This is a genomic window from Pseudomonas sp. A6, assembly GCF_052367875.1.
Taxonomy (GTDB): Bacteria; Pseudomonadota; Gammaproteobacteria; order Pseudomonadales; family Pseudomonadaceae; genus Pseudomonas; species Pseudomonas citronellolis.
In genome coordinates, this window is record NZ_CP198970.1 from 2,245,581 (window position 1) to 2,260,109 (window position 14,529).

Genomic DNA, 14,529 nt, shown 5'->3' on the forward strand with positions numbered 1-14,529 from the left:
TTCCAGCATCCGTAATGGCGGCATCGGTGGTCTGTCTGCTAGCGCACGCAGGGCGGGGCGCTGAGCGCTATTGCGGTCTTTTGCTACGGATAAGTGCGTCGGCGCACCGACGCCTAGGGGGCATGCCTGTCACTGTCTCACTCCCGGTCTCCTCGCAGTTTCGCGAATCCCGGCACACAGAGGTCAGCATGAACAGAACGAACAAGCACAATCCCGGTAGCGGTTCTCCCAAGGCCGCTGAAAAAGCTCGTCCGCAATCACCGACCGATACCCGCACGGAACGCACGCAGGAAACCAGGCCCGGCATGAAAAAGGCCGAGCCCAAGGAAGCCTGACGGCCACAGCCCTCTCCGACGCGCCATTGTGGCGTGTCCCCGGAACGGCACCTTGCGCCGACCCTAGGTGCGAACCTGCCGCCCTGCTGCTGCCATGCAGGCAGCAGTGGGCTGCAGGTCCCAGGGATGGGCCGCCCAGGGGCGGACGCAACGCTATCCCTGGTGGAGAAACAGCATGCACAGTTATTTCCGCAAACTGCGGTTGGCGTCCTGCATCGCCATGGCGCTGGCGGCGGGCGGCCCGGCCTTCGCCGCAAGCCCGACCTCGCAGGAGGTCATGGACGCGCGGCAGGAATCGCAGATCGCCACGACTTACTCCCTGAGCCCGTACCTGCGTGACAACGGCCTCGAGGTCTCGGTGCTCGACGGCAAGGCCACCGTGCGCGGCACCGTGGAGGAAAGCACCAGCAAGGACCTGGCGACGCAGATCGCCATGGGGGTGAAGGGGATCAAGTCGGTGGACAACCAGATACTGGTCAAGCCCGACTACCTGCCGCCGAAGCAGGATGGCGTCCGTGGTTTCGGCCAGACGATCGACGATGCGAGCATTACCACCGCGGTCAAGTCGAAGCTGCTGTGGAGCAAATACACCGATGGCCTGTCGACCAACGTCGAAACCACCGCCGGCAAGGTGACCTTGCGTGGCACCGCCACGAGTTCCGCTGCACGTACCGCGGCCGGCCGCCTGGCTTCGACCACCCAGGGCGTCGTTGCGGTGGACAACGGCATCCAGGTCAGGGCCGAACAGCCGAACACCGCGCTGGCCACTGGCAAGAGCACGGCGAATGCCGCCGGGCAGGGCATCTCCGACAGCTGGATCACCACCAAGGTGAAATCGACCCTGCTGTACTCGCGCAACGTCAGCAGTTCGGATATCACCGTGAGCACCCACAACGGCATTGTCACCCTCAGCGGTGGGCTGGGCAGCCGAGCGGAACGGAGCCTGGCCATCGAGCTGGCGTCGAACGTGCGGGGCGTCAGGGAGGTGCAGGCGAAGGGACTGCGGTACTGACCCGCTAACCTCGGGCCGGAGCCGCGCCCCTGCGGCGCTGGCCAGATTCCATTTTCCCGAGGCTCCCATGAAAAAGACCATCGAAACGACTGGCAAATCGACGCCGACACCCAACGAAGGCGGCGAGCAGATGCCCGGCGGGGAGTACGGCTCGCCCGCTGAGCGCTACTCCTTCCGCGATCGCGCCAGGCGGCCGGCGCCACCAGCGTCTGCGCAGGACCACGACGCCGACCCGGCGCCGCTCCTGCAGGAAGAGCGCGCGCCGCCCCCTGATGAATGACTCCGGCCTCGACGCTTTTTCTGCGTGCGTTGACGAACAGACGCGCAGGCCAAGGCTGCCCAGACTGAGGCTGTCGATAGCGGAGGTGCCAAAATGCTCGAAACCATTGCAGTTCTATTGATCGTCCTGTGGGTGCTCGGGTTGGTCACGTCGTACACCCTGGGTGGTTTCATTCACATCCTGCTGATCCTGGCACTCATGGCCGTGGTATTCCGGGTGCTACAGGGCCGGCGGCTCTGATCCCGGGAGCCGAGCCCAGTGCCCTGCGGGTGGCTCCATGAAGGGGCCGCCCGCACTCACCATGAGGCAACGCCGCCATGTGGTATTCCGGCCTTCTCGATCTGTCGGTGTGGCAACTGATTGCCGTCACGCTGCTGCTCACCCACTTCACCACGCTCAGCGTCACCCTCTATCTGCATCGGTACTCGGCGCACCGTTCGCTGGAATTGCATGCCGCGCTGAAGCATGTGTTCCGTTTCTGGCTATGGTTGAGCACCGGGATGATCACCCGCGAGTGGACCGCCATCCACCGCAAGCACCACGCCCGCTGCGAAACCGCCGACGACCCGCATAGCCCACGCTACAAGGGGCTGTACCGGGTTCTCTGGCAAGGCGCGGAGCTGTATCGCGAAGAGGCAAGGAACCCGGAGACGCTGCGCCTGTACGGCAAGAACTGCCCGGATGACTGGCTGGAGCGGCACCTGTATACCCGCTTCCCCAACGGCGGGGTGACGCTGATGGCGCTGCTCGACCTGGCCCTGTTCGGTGTAGCCGGGCTGACCGTATGGGCCGTACAGATGATGTGGATCGCCTTCTGGGCCGCCGGCGTGGTCAATGGCCTCGGCCATGCCGTCGGCTACCGCAACTTCGAATGCCGCGGCGCCGCCACCAACCTGGTGCCCTGGGGCCTGGTGGTGGCCGGCGAGGAGCTGCACAACAACCATCACACCTACCCCAACTCGGCCAAGCTGTCGGTGAAGCCCTGGGAGTTCGACCTGGGCTGGGCGTGGATCCGACTGTTCAGCGGCCTGGGACTGGCCCGGGCGGTCAGGGTGGCGCCTGTCGCCTACCGGCTGCAGGGCAAGCGCAGCCTGGATGCGGACACCGCCATGGCCATCTTCAACGATCGCTTCCAGGTCATGGCGCAGTACCGCAAGCGGGTCATGGCGCCGCTGGCGGCGCAGGAGCTGGCCAATGCCGACGCCTCGCTGCGTCGCTTGATCCGGCGCGCCCGGCGACTACTGGGGCGCGAGCCGAGCTTGCTGGACGAACGCCAGCAGGCGCTCGTCAACGCTACGCTGCAGGTGAGCCAGGTACTGGGCCTCGCCTACGAACGACGCATGGCCCTGCAGCGGATCTGGGCCAGGGCCGCCGGGCCGGGGCTGGGCGAGGCCATCGTGCAGTGGGTGAGCGAGGCGGAAGCCAGCCAGTTACAGGCGTTGCACGAGTTTGCCGGGTTGTTGCGGACCTACTCCTTATGTCGTTGCCCCCCGGAAGGGGCGGCTGGCCGGGTGGGGACATAGGGCAGCAGGCGGTCGGTTTCCTTTTTCACCACCGCGTAGCACTCGCAGCTCAACTCCTCCAGCCTGGCCCGGTCGAGCACGGTGATGCGCCCCCGGCTGTACTCGATCACCCCTTGCTTCTGCAGCTTGCCGGCGGCCTCGGTGACGCCTTCGCGGCGTACGCCGAGCATGTTGGCGATCAGCTCCTGGGTCATGGTCAGTTGGTTGCTCGGCAGGCGGTCGAGGGACAGCAGCAGCCAGCGGCAGAGCTGCTGGTCGATGGAGTGGTGGCGGTTGCACACCGCGGTCTGGGCCATCTGGGTGATCAGCGCCTGGGTGTAGCGGAGCATCAGCTGGAGCATCTCGCCGTGGCGGTTGAACTCGTCCTTGATGCGTCGCCCGGACAGCCGGTAGACGCTGCCGGCGCTCTGCACGATGGCCCTGCTCGGGGTGCTTTCGCCGCCCATGAACACCGCGACGCCGATCAGGCCCTCGTTGCCGACCACCGAGATTTCCGCCGAGGCGCCGTTCTCCATCACGTACAGCAGCGAGATGATGGCGTCGGTGGGGAAGAACACGTGGCGCATGGCGTCCCCGGATTCGTAGAGAACCTTGCCGAGGGGCAGGTGCTGCAGTTCCAGGTGGGGGAACAGGCGCTCCTGCACGGTGCCCGGCAATGCGGCCAGCAAATGGTTCTGCAGGGGGGAGGGGGTCTCTTGCATAACAGCATCCTTCTTCAGGGAGAAAGCCTTTCCTCCGCTCTTTAGCATACACCTGGCTCTGCCGTTGGCCAGCCGCCCTGGGTACGCTGGCGCACAGACCGGCACGGTTGCAGGCGCCCACGCTGGGGTGTCATGCAATTCCTGCCGATGGCAGGGGGAGAACCGGCATGCTCGAAGGCATAGTGGTCGTCCTGGCCGCCCTGTGGTCGCTGGGGATGATGACCTCGCACACGCTGGGCGGCTTTATCCACCTCCTGCTGGCCCTGGCGCTGCTTGCCCTGGTGCTGCTGATCGAGCGGGCACCCCGGTCGTAGCCGGCGAAATGGACCTGTGCATCCCGTATTCGCCGACACAACTTTCCACGCTACCCGCCGGGAGGCTGCTGGAGCGGTTGCAGTGCGCGGCCTTCACCTATTTCCGGGAAAACCTGAACCCGCGCAACGGGCTGCTGGCTGACACTTCGCGCCCCGGTTCTCCGGTCAGCATCGCGGTGGTCGGTTTCGCCCTGAGCACCTACCCGCTGGCGGTGCGGCACGGCTGGTTGACGCGTGCCCAAGCGCTGCGCTCCAGTCTTGCGGCGTTGCGATTCTTCGCCACCAGTGAGCAGAGCGACAAACCCATGGCCAGCGGCTACAAGGGCTTCTACTACCACTTCCTGGATTTCCATAGCGGCACGCGGGCCTGGCGTTCGGAGCTGTCGATGATCGACAGCGCGCTGCTGATCGCCGGGATGCTCGCCGCCGGCGAATTCTTTAGCGGTGCCGACGCTGCAGAACGCGAACTGCGAGGCCTGGTCGAGCGGCTCTACCGGCGTGTCGACTGGTGCTGGGCGCAGGGCGGCGAAGCGACCATCCGCCAGGGCTGGAAGCCCGAGTGTGGCTTCCTGCACTACGGCTGGGAGGGCTACAGCGAGGCCATCCTCCTGTATGCGCTGGCTCTTGGCTCGCCCAGCCAGCCGATAGCTGCCGACGGCTACCGCGCCTGGACCGCCACCTACCAGTGGGAGAACCTCTACGACCACGACTACCTGTATGCCGGGCCGCTGTTCATCCACCAGTTCTCCCATGCTTGGATCGATTTCCGCGGCATTCGCGACCCGTTCATGGGCGAGAAGCGCTCGGATTACTTCGAGAACAGCCGGCGTGCCGCCTACATCCAGCGCGAATACGCACGGCGCAACCCACATGGGTTCGCCGGCTACTCGGAAAACTGCTGGGGCCTGTCGGCTTGCGACGGGCCGAGCGACGAACGGCCCGACCTGACCAACGAACGCCGCCGGCTGTTCGGCTATGCCGCCCGCGGCGTACCCTACGGCCCCGATGACGGTTCACTGTCGGCACCGGCACTGCTGGCGTCGTTGCCCTTCGCCGCGGAAATCGTCCTGCCAGCGCTGCGGCACATGCTCGCGTACTACCCAGAAATGTGCCGCGAAGGGCGCCTGGCCAGTAGCTTTAACCCGGGTCTGGCCGGCGCCGACGGGCGCGCCTGGGTGTCTGCCGGGCACTTTGGGCTGGACCAGGGCATCGTCCTGCTGATGATCGAGAACCACTGCAACCAGGGGCTCTGGCAACTGATGCGGCGCTCGCCCTACCTGCGCACCGGCCTGCGCCGCGCCGGGTTCCAGGGTGGCTGGCTGGATGCACGGGGAGCGAGCTGATGGCTGACGATGACCGGCCTGCGCAAGCTACCGCCGAGGCGGGCCTGGTGGCCAACGTACCCCCGCCGCAGTGGCGCAACCCCCGTGCCAGCGGGCGCTACCACTTGGTGATCGTGGGTGCCGGCCCGGCCGGCCTGGCCGCGGCGAAAACCGCGCTGGCGCTGGGGGCTCGGGTGGCCCTGGTGGAGCGCCGGCTGATCGGCGGCGATTGCCTGAACGATGGCTGCGTGCCCTCGAAGACCTTGATCCGTACTGCCCGTCTGTACGCCGAGATGCGCGATGCACAGCGCTGTGGCGCGCGGGTGCCAGGAGATATCCAGGTCGATTTCGCCGCGGCGATGGCACGCGTGCGGCATATCCGCAGCCACCTGAGCGTGGCGGAGTCGGCGCTGCGCTTGCGTGCGCTGGGCGTCGAACTGTTTTTCGGCGAGGCGTGTTTCGTCGGCCCCGACACCCTGGCGGTCGACGGGCAACTGCTGCGCTTCCGCAAGGCCCTGGTCGCCACTGGTGCCCGGCCGAGCGTGCCACTGATTCCCGGTCTGGCAGAGGCCGGCTACCTGACCAACGAGAACGTCTTCGACCTCCTCGACCTGCCACGGCGGCTGCTGGTGATCGGCGGTGGACCACTGGGTTGCGAACTGGCCCAGGCATTCTGCCGCCTCGGCGCGCGGACCAGCATAGTGCAGGATCTGCCGCTGTTCCTCGGCAACGAGGAGCGTGACGCCGCGCAGTTGTTGTCCGACGCCTTCGCCCGTGACGGCATCGAGGTACGCCTGAACACCCGGGTGCTGGGCGTGTGCTCGGTGGCCGGAGAAAAGCGCGTCGAGTTGCTCAGCGACGATTACCGGCACACGCTTGCCGTCGACACCATCCTCACCGGAATCGGCCACTCGCCGAACGTGCAGGGGCTGGGTCTGGAAGTCGCCGGCATCGACCACGGCGCCGTCGATGGCATCCGCGTTGACGATTTCCTTTGCACCAGCAACCCGAATGTCTACGCCGCCGGCGATGTCTGCCTGGAACACAAGTACACCCATACGGCGGCGGCCTCGGCGCACATCGCCGTGCACAATGCGCTGTTCCGCGGCCGTCGGCGGATGAGCGCGCTGGTCGTGCCCTGGTGCACCTTCACCGACCCGGAGATCGCCCATGTCGGGCTCTACGTGCGCGAGGCCAACGAGCGGGGCATCCCCGTGAAGACCTTCACCATCCCGATGCACGAGGTCGACCGTGCGGTGACCGACGGCGAAACCGACGGTTTCGTGAAAATCCACGTCGGCGAAGGCAGCGACCGGATTCTCGGAGCGACCATAGTCGCCCGGCATGCCGGCGACATGATCAACGAGGTCACCCTGGCCATGGTTGCGGGCATCGGCCTGCGCAGCCTGTCCAGGGTGATGCATGCTTACCCGACCCAGGCCGAGGCGATCCGCATGGCGGCCGACGCCTACACTCGGACTCGCTTGCCGGCCCGGATCAGGGCGCGCCTGACGCGCTGGCTGGAGCGTTGAACGGTTACCCACGGCCCTCAAGGAGGACTTCCCATGAAACTCGGCATGATCGGACTGGGGCGCATGGGCGCCAACATGGCCCAGCGTCTGCTGCACGGCGGCCACCCGGTGGTCGGCTTCGACCCCAGGATCGAGGCCCGCGTGGCCCTCCAGGGGCAGGGCGCGGAAACCGTGGACTCCCTGGTCGCTCTGGTGGCGAAGCTGCCGCCGCCGCGGGCGCTCTGGCTGATGGTCCCCGCTGGCGAGGTCACCGACGCCATCCTGGATGGCCTGCGGCCACTGCTGCAGGCCGGCGATACCCTGGTCGACGGCGGCAACTCCCGCTACCAGGACAGCCAGCGTCGGGCCGCGAGCTTCGCCGGGCAGGGTATCGGTTACGTGGATTGCGGCACCAGCGGCGGCGTCTGGGGCCTGGCCGAGGGCTACAGCCTGATGATCGGCGGCGACGAGGCGGTGGTGGAGCGCCTGTCCCCGCTGTTCGAATGCCTGGCGCCGGCGCCCGGTCGCGGCTGGGGACGCGTTGGCCCTGCTGGGGCAGGGCACTTCGCCAAGATGGTGCACAACGGCATCGAATACGGCTTGATGCAGGCCTACGCCGAAGGCTTTTCGATCCTGCGCCAAAAGCACGATTTCGACCTCGACCTGCAGCAACTGGCGGACATCTGGAGCCATGGCAGCGTGGTGCGTTCCTGGCTGCTGGAGCTGACCGCAAAGGCCCTGGCAGAACACCCGAGCCTGCACGACATCACGCCCTACGTCGCCGACTCCGGCGAGGGCCGCTGGACGGTGGACGAGGCCATCGCCCTGGGCGTGCCTGCGCCGGTCATCACCCAGGCTTTGATCGCCCGCCTGCGTTCGCGCGATGCCGAGTCCTTCGCCGACCGCCTGCTGGCGGCGCTGCGCAACCAGTTCGGCGGCCACGAGGTCAGAAAGGAGTAGATCCTGCCCGGCAGCGGGTGAGCACGGCCTCGGCGCGAGCGCAGACGTTGTCCACGCTGAAGCCGTATTCGCGTAGCAACACCCTGGCCGGTGCCGAGGCACCGAAACGCTCGACGCTGAGCATCTCGCCGTAGGCGCCGATGTATCGCTCCCAGCCCTGGCGCACGCCCAACTCGACTGCCAGCCGTGCCGTTACCTGAGGCGGCAGCACAGCCTCGCGTTCGGCCTGCGATAGCGCTTCAAACAGTTCCCAGCAGGGCATCGACACGCAGCGCACGGCGATGCCTTTGCCCTCCAGGCGCCCGGCGGCGGCGAGGATCAGCGTTACCTCCGAGCCACTGGCCAGGAGGATCAGCTCGGGCGGGGCGGCCACCGGATCGCTGAGCACGTAGGCGCCTCGCCGCAGCCCCTCGGCGGCGGCGTAGCGCATGCGGTCGAGGGTCGGCAGCGCCTGCCTGCTGAGCACCAGCAGCACCGGGCGGTCGCGGGTCTCCACGGCGACCCGCCAGGCCACCGCGGTTTCGTTGGCGTCGGCGGGGCGGATCAGCAGCAGGCCGGGGATCGCCCGCAGGCTGGCCAAGTGCTCCACCGGTTGGTGGGTCGGGCCGTCCTCGCCAAGGGCCAGGCTGTCGTGGCTGAACACGTGGACCAGGTGAAGGCCCATCAGTGCCGCCAGACGCAGCGCCGGACGCAGGTAGTCGGAGAACACCAGGAAGGTGGCCCCGTAGGCGATGAAGCCGCCGTGGGCAGCCAGGCCGTTGAGCATGGCGCCCATGGCATGTTCGCGCACGCCAAAGTGCAGGTTGCGCCCTGTGCGGCTCCAGCCGGCGCTATCGGAGCCCTGCAGGTCTTCACCCGCCGCCGGTGCCGTGTTGAAGTCGCCCAGCCCCTTGAGGGCGGTCCGGGTCGAGGGATCGAGGTCGGCGGAACCGCCGACCAGTGCCGGTAGCCGCGCAGCGATGGCGTTCATGACCTGGCCGGAGGCATCGCGGCTGGGCAAGCCCCTGGCATCGGCGGGAAACACCGGGATGTCGGCGTCCCAGTCGGCCGGCAGTTGCGCATCGAGGCGTTGCGCCAGCTCCTTGGCCAGCACCGGAAACGCCTGCGCGTAGGCTGCCATGCGTTGGTGCCAGACCGCCTCGTCGCCGGCACCGCGTTGCAGGGCCTGGTGGAAGTGCGCGAGGACCGTGTCCGGTATGAGAAACGCCGGTTGTGCAGGCCAGCCCAGCCTGGCTTTGGTCAGGCGCACACCCTCGACGCCCAGCGGTGTGCCGTGGGCCTTGAAACTGTCCTGCTCGGGCGAGCCATAGCCGATGTGCGTGCGCACCAGGATCAGCGAGGGGCGGGAATCCTGCGCCTGGGCGGCGCGCAGGGCCGCCTCTAGCTCGTCGAGGTCGTTGCCGTCCTCGACCGCCTGGGTGTGCCAGCCGTATGCGGCGAAACGCTGCGCGCGATCCTCGCTGAAGGCGATGGCGGTGCCGGCGGACAGAGTCACGCTGTTGTCGTCGTAGAGGCAGGTGAGCTTACCCAGGGCGAGATGACCGGCCAGAGAAGCGGCTTCGCTGGCCACGCCCTCCATCAGGTCGCCGTCGCTGACCAGGGCGAAGGTGCGATGGTCGATCACGCTGTGCCCGGGGCGGTTATAGCTCGTGGCTAGTTGCTCCTCGGCCACGGCCATGCCCACCGCGTTGGCCAAGCCCTGGCCGAGAGGCCCGGTGCTGATTTCGACGCCGGCGGTATGCCCGCGCTCGGGGTGGCCAGGGGTCTGGCTGCGCCATTGGCGGAAGCGCTGCAACTGCTCCAGAGGCAGGTCATAGCCGCTAAGGTGCAGCAAGGCGTAGAGCAGCGCCGAGCCGTGCCCGGCGGAGAGGACGAAACGGTCGCGGTCGGGCCAGTTAGGGTTGCTTGGGTTGGTTTTCAGCCAGCGGGTCCACAGCACGTAGGCCATGGGAGCGGCGCCCAGGGGGAGGCCGGGATGGCCGCTGTTGGCCCGTTGCACCATGTCCACCGCGAGGAAACGCAGGGTATCGATGCATTGCCGATCGAGGACGCTGGACATGATGGCCTCCGCAGCCGGGGTTCAAGGGCTCGTGAGCGCGTTGTCGACCATGGCCTGCGCCTGTTGCAGGATGGCCTGCAGGTGAGCAGGATCCTTGAAGCTCTCGGCGTAGATCTTGTAGATCGCTTCGGTGCCGGATGGCCGCGCGGCGAACCAGCCGCTGGCGGCGCAGACCTTGATGCCGCCGATCGGCGCCTGGTTGCCCGGCGCGCGGTCGAGCACCTGGGTGATCTTCTCGCCGGCCAGTTCGCCGGCGTTCAGCCGGGCCGCCGAGAGCTTCGCCAGCCGTGCCTTCTGCTCGGCGCTGGCCGGCGCCTCGACACGGTCGGCCAGGGGGGCGCCCAGCGCGTCGGCGATCTCGCGGTAGCGCTGGCCGGGGTCGCGGCCGCTGCACGCGGTGAGTTCCGCAGCCAGCAGGGCCGCGATCATACCGTCCTTGTCGGTGGTCCAGACCCTGCCATCCTGGCGCAGGAAGGAGGCCCCTGCGCTTTCCTCGCCGGCGAAGCCGAGGGCGCCGTCGAGCAGGCCGTCGACGAACCATTTGAAGCCCACCGGCACCTCGTACAGGCGCCGCCCGAGGTGGGCCGCCAGACGGTCGATCAGCGCGCTGCTGACCAGTGTCTTGCCGACGGCCGCCGCGGGGCCCCACTGCGGGCGGTGGCGGAACAGGTAGTCGATCATCACCACCAGGTAATGGTTCGCCGGCAGCAACCCGCTGCCGCGGGTGACGATGCCGTGGCGGTCGTGGTCGGTGTCGCAGGCGAAGGCCAGGTCGTAGCGGTCCTTGAGGGCCAGCAGGCGCTGCATGGCGTAGGGCGAGGAGGGGTCCATGCGGATCCTGCCGTCCCAGTCAAGCGGCATGAAGCCGAAGGTCGGGTCGACGGTTTCGCTGACCACGTCGAGGTCCAGGCGGTAGCGCTCGGCGATGGCCCGCCAGTAATGCACGCCGGCGCCGCCGAGCGGGTCCACGCCCAGGTGCGGGCCGGCGGCGCGGATCGCGGCGAAGTCGATGACCTGGGCCAGATCGTTGACGTAGGCGTGAAGGAAGTCGTGGCCATGGGTGTTGGCGGCGAGGCGGGCGCTGCCGAAGGGCATCCGCCGCACGCCCTGCAGGCCACCGGCGAGCAGGGCGTTGGCGCGGGCCTCGATCCAGCCGGTGACCTCGCCGGCGGCCGGGCCGCCGTCGGGCGGGTTGTACTTGAAGCCGCCATTGTCCGGCGGGTTGTGCGACGGAGTGATGAGGATGCCGTCGGCCAGAGCGCCGCCGCGCCCGCGGTTGTAGGCCAGGATGGCATGGGACACGGCGGGCGTCGGGGTGAACTCGCCGCCCTTGGCGATCATGCTTTCCACGCCATTGGCAGCGAGCACTTCCAGCGCGCTCTCGAATGCCGGCTGCGAGAGCGCGTGGGTGTCCGCGCCGAGGTACAGCGGGCCGTCGATACCCTGCAGCCTGCGGTAGTCGCAGATGGCCTGGCTGATCGCCAGCACGTGCCACTCGTTGAAGCTGCGCTCGAACGGGATGCCGCGGTGCCCGGAGGTGCCGAAGGCGACCCGCTGCGCCGGTTCCGCCGGGTCGGGGCGCAGGTCGGCGTAGGCGGCGAGCAGGGCGGCGACGTCGACCAGCGACGCGGCGGGGGCCGGCTGTCCGGCCAGGGGGCTGATGCCGTTGCTCATGGGAGGAGCTCCTGTGACTGGCCAGCGTGCCAGGGCAGGCTGCCGGCCGAGACCTTGTCCGGTTCGGCGTCCCGCCGGTCGAGGTCGTGCAGTTGCTGGGCCGGTATCATGGCATGTCCTCGTTGGCCGCCAGGTCGGTCGCTGCGGCGATGCTCAGGTCCGACATGTTCAGTGCGCAGAGGTCGCCGATGCGCTCGACGCTGATGTCCGCCGCTGGCGAGATGCGGCGGTTGATGGCTTCGGCAGCATAGTGGCCCTGGCGGACGAACAGAATGGTCAGGCGTGAACCCATGGCGCGTTTCATCGCAGCCAGCAGCAGTGGCTTGTCGTCGATCATCACATAGTGGCGGGCTGGGAAGCGGCGCTGCATGGCCGCGAGCATGCGTTCCTTATGAACGTAGATCAGGACTTGGCCACCGACTGCCTCCCACAGCCCGGAGCATTGGATCTTCCGTGGCTGGAAGACCATGTCGCCATCGGACAGCAACGCCGTCTGGCCCAGCTTGCGCAGGTGCGCGAGCAGGGCCATGGCGCCGGGATACAGCCGCGCGCGGAACGGATAGTCGAGCAGGAAGCTGGACATCCGCAGCAACTCCTCCTCGTTGTCGCAACCGTTGCGCAGGTGCTGCACGGCGCCCAGGTAATCGGCATAGCCGAGTTGGCTGCGCAACTCGTCGAAGGCCCTCCAGTAGCGCCTGCTCTGCTCACTGCCGAAGGCCTGGACGAGGTGCGCCGAGAGGTCGTCGATGAAGCGGTCGTTGTCGAGCAGGGTGTTGTCGACGTCGACGAGGAAGACCAGCGGGACCGGTTTCAGCATGGCGAAAGGGCCTCCGCTTGCGGGTCGTACCAGTCGTCGCCACTGTCCAGCACGCTGGCCGCGGCCGCAGGTCCCCAACTGCCGGTGGCGTAGGTGTGCAGCACGCCTGGCTGGCACAGCATAGGCTCGACCACGCGCCAGGCCGCCTCGACGCACTCGTCTCCGCTGAACAGGGTGGCATCGCCGCGCAGGGCGTCGCCGAGCAGGCGTTGATAGGGTAGCTCCTCATTGCCTGGGGCATGGTGCGCCACTAGTTCCACGGTCTGCCCTCGCATCGCCTCGCCAGGGCGTTTGACGTAGGCGCCGGTAGCGAGAGTGACCTGCGGGCCGAGGCGGAAGCGGAAATAGTTCGGGCGGGCCTCCGGGCGCGCGTCGAACACTGCCAACGGTGGGCGCTTGAGCGTCACCAGGACTTCGCAGACAGTCAGTGGCAGGCACTTGCCTGCACGGATGTAGAAGGGGACGCCGGCCCAGCGCCAAGTATCGATGTACAGGCGTAGGGCGGCGAAGGTCTCCACCTGGGAGTGCGCCGCGACGCCCGGCTCGTCCCGGTAGCCGTGGAACTGGCCGCGTACCGCCTGCGCCGTGTCGATCGGGCGCATGGCCTGCAGCAGCCGCAGCTTCTCGGTGCGCATCGAGCGGATGTCGGTGCCCTGCGGCGCATCCATGGCCAGCAGGGCGATGACCTGCAGCAGGTGGCTCTGCACCACGTCGCGAATCGCTCCGACTTCTTCGTAGAAATGGCCGCGGCCTGGCACGCCGAAGCGCTCAGCCAGGGTGATCTGTACGTTGTCGATGTAGCTGCGGTTCCACACCGGTTCGAGGAAGGCATTGGCGAAGCGGAAGTACAGCAGGTTCAGCAGCGCCTCCTTGCCCAGGTAATGGTCGATGCGGAAGATCGCCGGCTCGGGGAAGACTTCGCGCAGCGAGCGGTTCAGCGCCTGGGCGGAGCGCAGGTCGTGGCCGAAGGGTTTCTCCAGGACCACCCGGGCGTTGCCGGCGCAGCCGGATTCAGCCAGGGCCTGGGCCACGCTGTCGAACAGGCTCGGCGGGATGCCCAGGTAGTACAGCGGCCGGACCGCGTCGCCCAAGGCTTGCCTGAGCCGGACATAGGTTTGCGCATCGTCGTAGTCGCCATCGATGTAGCGCAGGTGGCTGCATAGTCGGACGAAGGCGTCGCGATCGATTCCACCGTGTTCTTCGAGACTGGTGCGCACCCATTCCTGCAACTGCCCCGAAGTCCAGCCCGCGCGGGCGATGCAGATGACCGGCATGTCCAGTTCGCCGGCACGGGTGAGAGCCTGTAGGGCCGGGAAGATTTTCTTGTGCGCCAGGTCGCCCCGCACGCCGAAGAAGACAAAAGCATCCGAATGGTCGGTCGGCATCAGAGCACTCCTTCTTCGAGGCTGGAAAGCGCAACTTTTTCATCCCTGTCTTTTAGTTCTGGAGATGGGGTCACCGGGCGATCTGTCGCGTATCTACCCTGCAAGTTCGGACTCCGAACTGTCTGTTCGGTAGCGCACCCAGTGGTCTGGGCCGGCCACTCGGTTGTGGAGCGGGCCCCGGGGTATGCGTGCTAACGCACCGACACGCTGCTCGCGGGTCGCCATTGTCTGTACCCCGACACCTCGCAATGCTGCGAGAGCGGGATGAGCCAAGAGGTCATCATGGACAAGCCAGGCAAGCAAGGCCCGAACAACGAGTCCAGTCGCCCGAAGGGGCAATCCCACCCACAAGGTCCTCGCAACGAAGCACCACGGCTGTCCCGCGCGGAAAGCTACTCCAACCCGAAGACCCGTGCCGACGAAGCCCTTCATCAGGCCGCGGATGCCGAGTCGACTCGTCCGTCGAAGGCATCGAAGAGTGCCCCTGCGGTGAAGCGGCACGCCGCCCGTGGCGATGATGACCTGATGAGCCAGGAGCCACCGGCATCATGAAACGCTCCGTTGCGGCAGCTCTCAAGCGGCAATGGAAGCATGCCCTGGTGCTCTGCCGGCGGGCCTGGCGCAGAGTGAGCGGAA

15 protein-coding genes are annotated in these 14,529 nt (G+C 67.5%); 10 read left to right on the top strand and 5 right to left on the bottom strand.

The features are described 5' to 3' along the window. The first annotated feature begins 188 nt into the window (after positions 1 to 188). The 5 genes from ACTWJ5_RS10190 (at position 189) to ACTWJ5_RS10210 (ending at position 3,150) form a co-directional block, all read left to right on the top strand. On the top strand, positions 189 to 335 hold the full coding sequence (locus tag ACTWJ5_RS10190; RefSeq protein WP_159458830.1) for a hypothetical protein: 147 nt from the start codon (positions 189 to 191) through the stop codon (positions 333 to 335). 175 nt (positions 336 to 510) lie between these two features. Then, positions 511 to 1,347 carry a BON domain-containing protein gene (locus ACTWJ5_RS10195; protein ID WP_043317268.1) on the top strand — a complete coding sequence of 279 codons (837 nt, stop codon included), beginning with the start codon at positions 511 to 513 and terminating at the stop codon, positions 1,345 to 1,347. A gap of 67 nt (positions 1,348 to 1,414) precedes the next feature. Beyond that, complete coding sequence (locus tag ACTWJ5_RS10200) at positions 1,415 to 1,627, top strand: hypothetical protein (protein WP_043317270.1); 213 nt, start codon at positions 1,415 to 1,417, stop codon at positions 1,625 to 1,627. 93 nt (positions 1,628 to 1,720) lie between these two features. Next, entirely contained in the window at positions 1,721 to 1,867 is a 147-nt protein-coding gene (locus ACTWJ5_RS10205) for a lmo0937 family membrane protein (protein WP_135499832.1), read from the top strand. Positions 1,868 to 1,944: 77 nt separating this feature from the next. Further along, positions 1,945 to 3,150 (top strand): DesA family fatty acid desaturase, encoded by a 1,206-nt coding sequence (locus ACTWJ5_RS10210; protein ID WP_052267813.1) that lies wholly within the window; start codon positions 1,945 to 1,947, stop codon positions 3,148 to 3,150. Here ACTWJ5_RS10210 and ACTWJ5_RS10215 read toward each other — a convergent pair. Then, a complete protein-coding gene (locus ACTWJ5_RS10215; RefSeq protein ID WP_043317272.1) occupies positions 3,096 to 3,851 on the bottom strand; it encodes a Crp/Fnr family transcriptional regulator in 756 nt (251 codons plus the stop codon). The genes ACTWJ5_RS10210 and ACTWJ5_RS10215 overlap by 55 nt on opposite strands. A gap of 167 nt (positions 3,852 to 4,018) precedes the next feature. On the opposite strand from ACTWJ5_RS10215, the gene ACTWJ5_RS10220 reads away from it, so the two are divergent. Genes ACTWJ5_RS10220 through gnd form a run of 4 tightly spaced genes read left to right on the top strand, consistent with a single transcriptional unit; the run spans position 4,019 to position 7,958 of the window. Beyond that, positions 4,019 to 4,165: a lmo0937 family membrane protein gene (locus ACTWJ5_RS10220; RefSeq protein WP_135499833.1), complete on the top strand. Its 147-nt coding sequence runs from the start codon at positions 4,019 to 4,021 to the stop codon at positions 4,163 to 4,165. A gap of 8 nt (positions 4,166 to 4,173) precedes the next feature. Next, a complete protein-coding gene (locus tag ACTWJ5_RS10225) occupies positions 4,174 to 5,508 on the top strand; it encodes a glucoamylase family protein (RefSeq protein WP_052267814.1) in 1,335 nt (444 codons plus the stop codon). Next, a complete protein-coding gene (locus ACTWJ5_RS10230; RefSeq protein WP_043317274.1) occupies positions 5,508 to 7,019 on the top strand; it encodes a mercuric reductase in 1,512 nt (503 codons plus the stop codon). Before ACTWJ5_RS10225 ends, ACTWJ5_RS10230 begins: the two co-directional genes overlap by 1 nt. Before the next feature lie 33 nt (positions 7,020 to 7,052). Next, on the top strand, positions 7,053 to 7,958 hold the full coding sequence (gene gnd, locus ACTWJ5_RS10235; protein WP_043317276.1) for a phosphogluconate dehydrogenase (NAD(+)-dependent, decarboxylating): 906 nt from the start codon (positions 7,053 to 7,055) through the stop codon (positions 7,956 to 7,958). Here the strand turns inward: gnd and tkt are convergent. The 4 genes from tkt to zwf form a co-directional block, all read right to left on the bottom strand. Continuing rightward, a complete protein-coding gene (tkt, locus tag ACTWJ5_RS10240) occupies positions 7,945 to 10,017 on the bottom strand; it encodes a transketolase (protein ID WP_043317278.1) in 2,073 nt (690 codons plus the stop codon). The genes gnd and tkt overlap by 14 nt on opposite strands. Before the next feature lie 21 nt (positions 10,018 to 10,038). Then, the gene (pgm, locus tag ACTWJ5_RS10245; RefSeq protein WP_043317280.1) at positions 10,039 to 11,691 is read right to left on the bottom strand and encodes a phosphoglucomutase (alpha-D-glucose-1,6-bisphosphate-dependent); all 1,653 of its coding nucleotides are present in this window, start codon (positions 11,689 to 11,691) and stop codon (positions 10,039 to 10,041) included. Between the two features lie 106 nt (positions 11,692 to 11,797). Next, a complete protein-coding gene (locus ACTWJ5_RS10250; RefSeq protein WP_043317282.1) occupies positions 11,798 to 12,508 on the bottom strand; it encodes an HAD family hydrolase in 711 nt (236 codons plus the stop codon). Then, positions 12,502 to 13,893 carry a glucose-6-phosphate dehydrogenase gene (zwf, locus tag ACTWJ5_RS10255; RefSeq protein ID WP_043317284.1) on the bottom strand — a complete coding sequence of 464 codons (1,392 nt, stop codon included), beginning with the start codon at positions 13,891 to 13,893 and terminating at the stop codon, positions 12,502 to 12,504. The genes ACTWJ5_RS10250 and zwf overlap by 7 nt, the downstream gene beginning before the upstream one ends. A 264-nt stretch (positions 13,894 to 14,157) precedes the next feature. Between zwf and ACTWJ5_RS10260 the strand changes: the two genes are divergently transcribed. Next, positions 14,158 to 14,445 carry a hypothetical protein gene (locus ACTWJ5_RS10260; protein WP_135499834.1) on the top strand — a complete coding sequence of 96 codons (288 nt, stop codon included), beginning with the start codon at positions 14,158 to 14,160 and terminating at the stop codon, positions 14,443 to 14,445. The last annotated feature ends 84 nt before the right edge of the window (positions 14,446 to 14,529 follow it).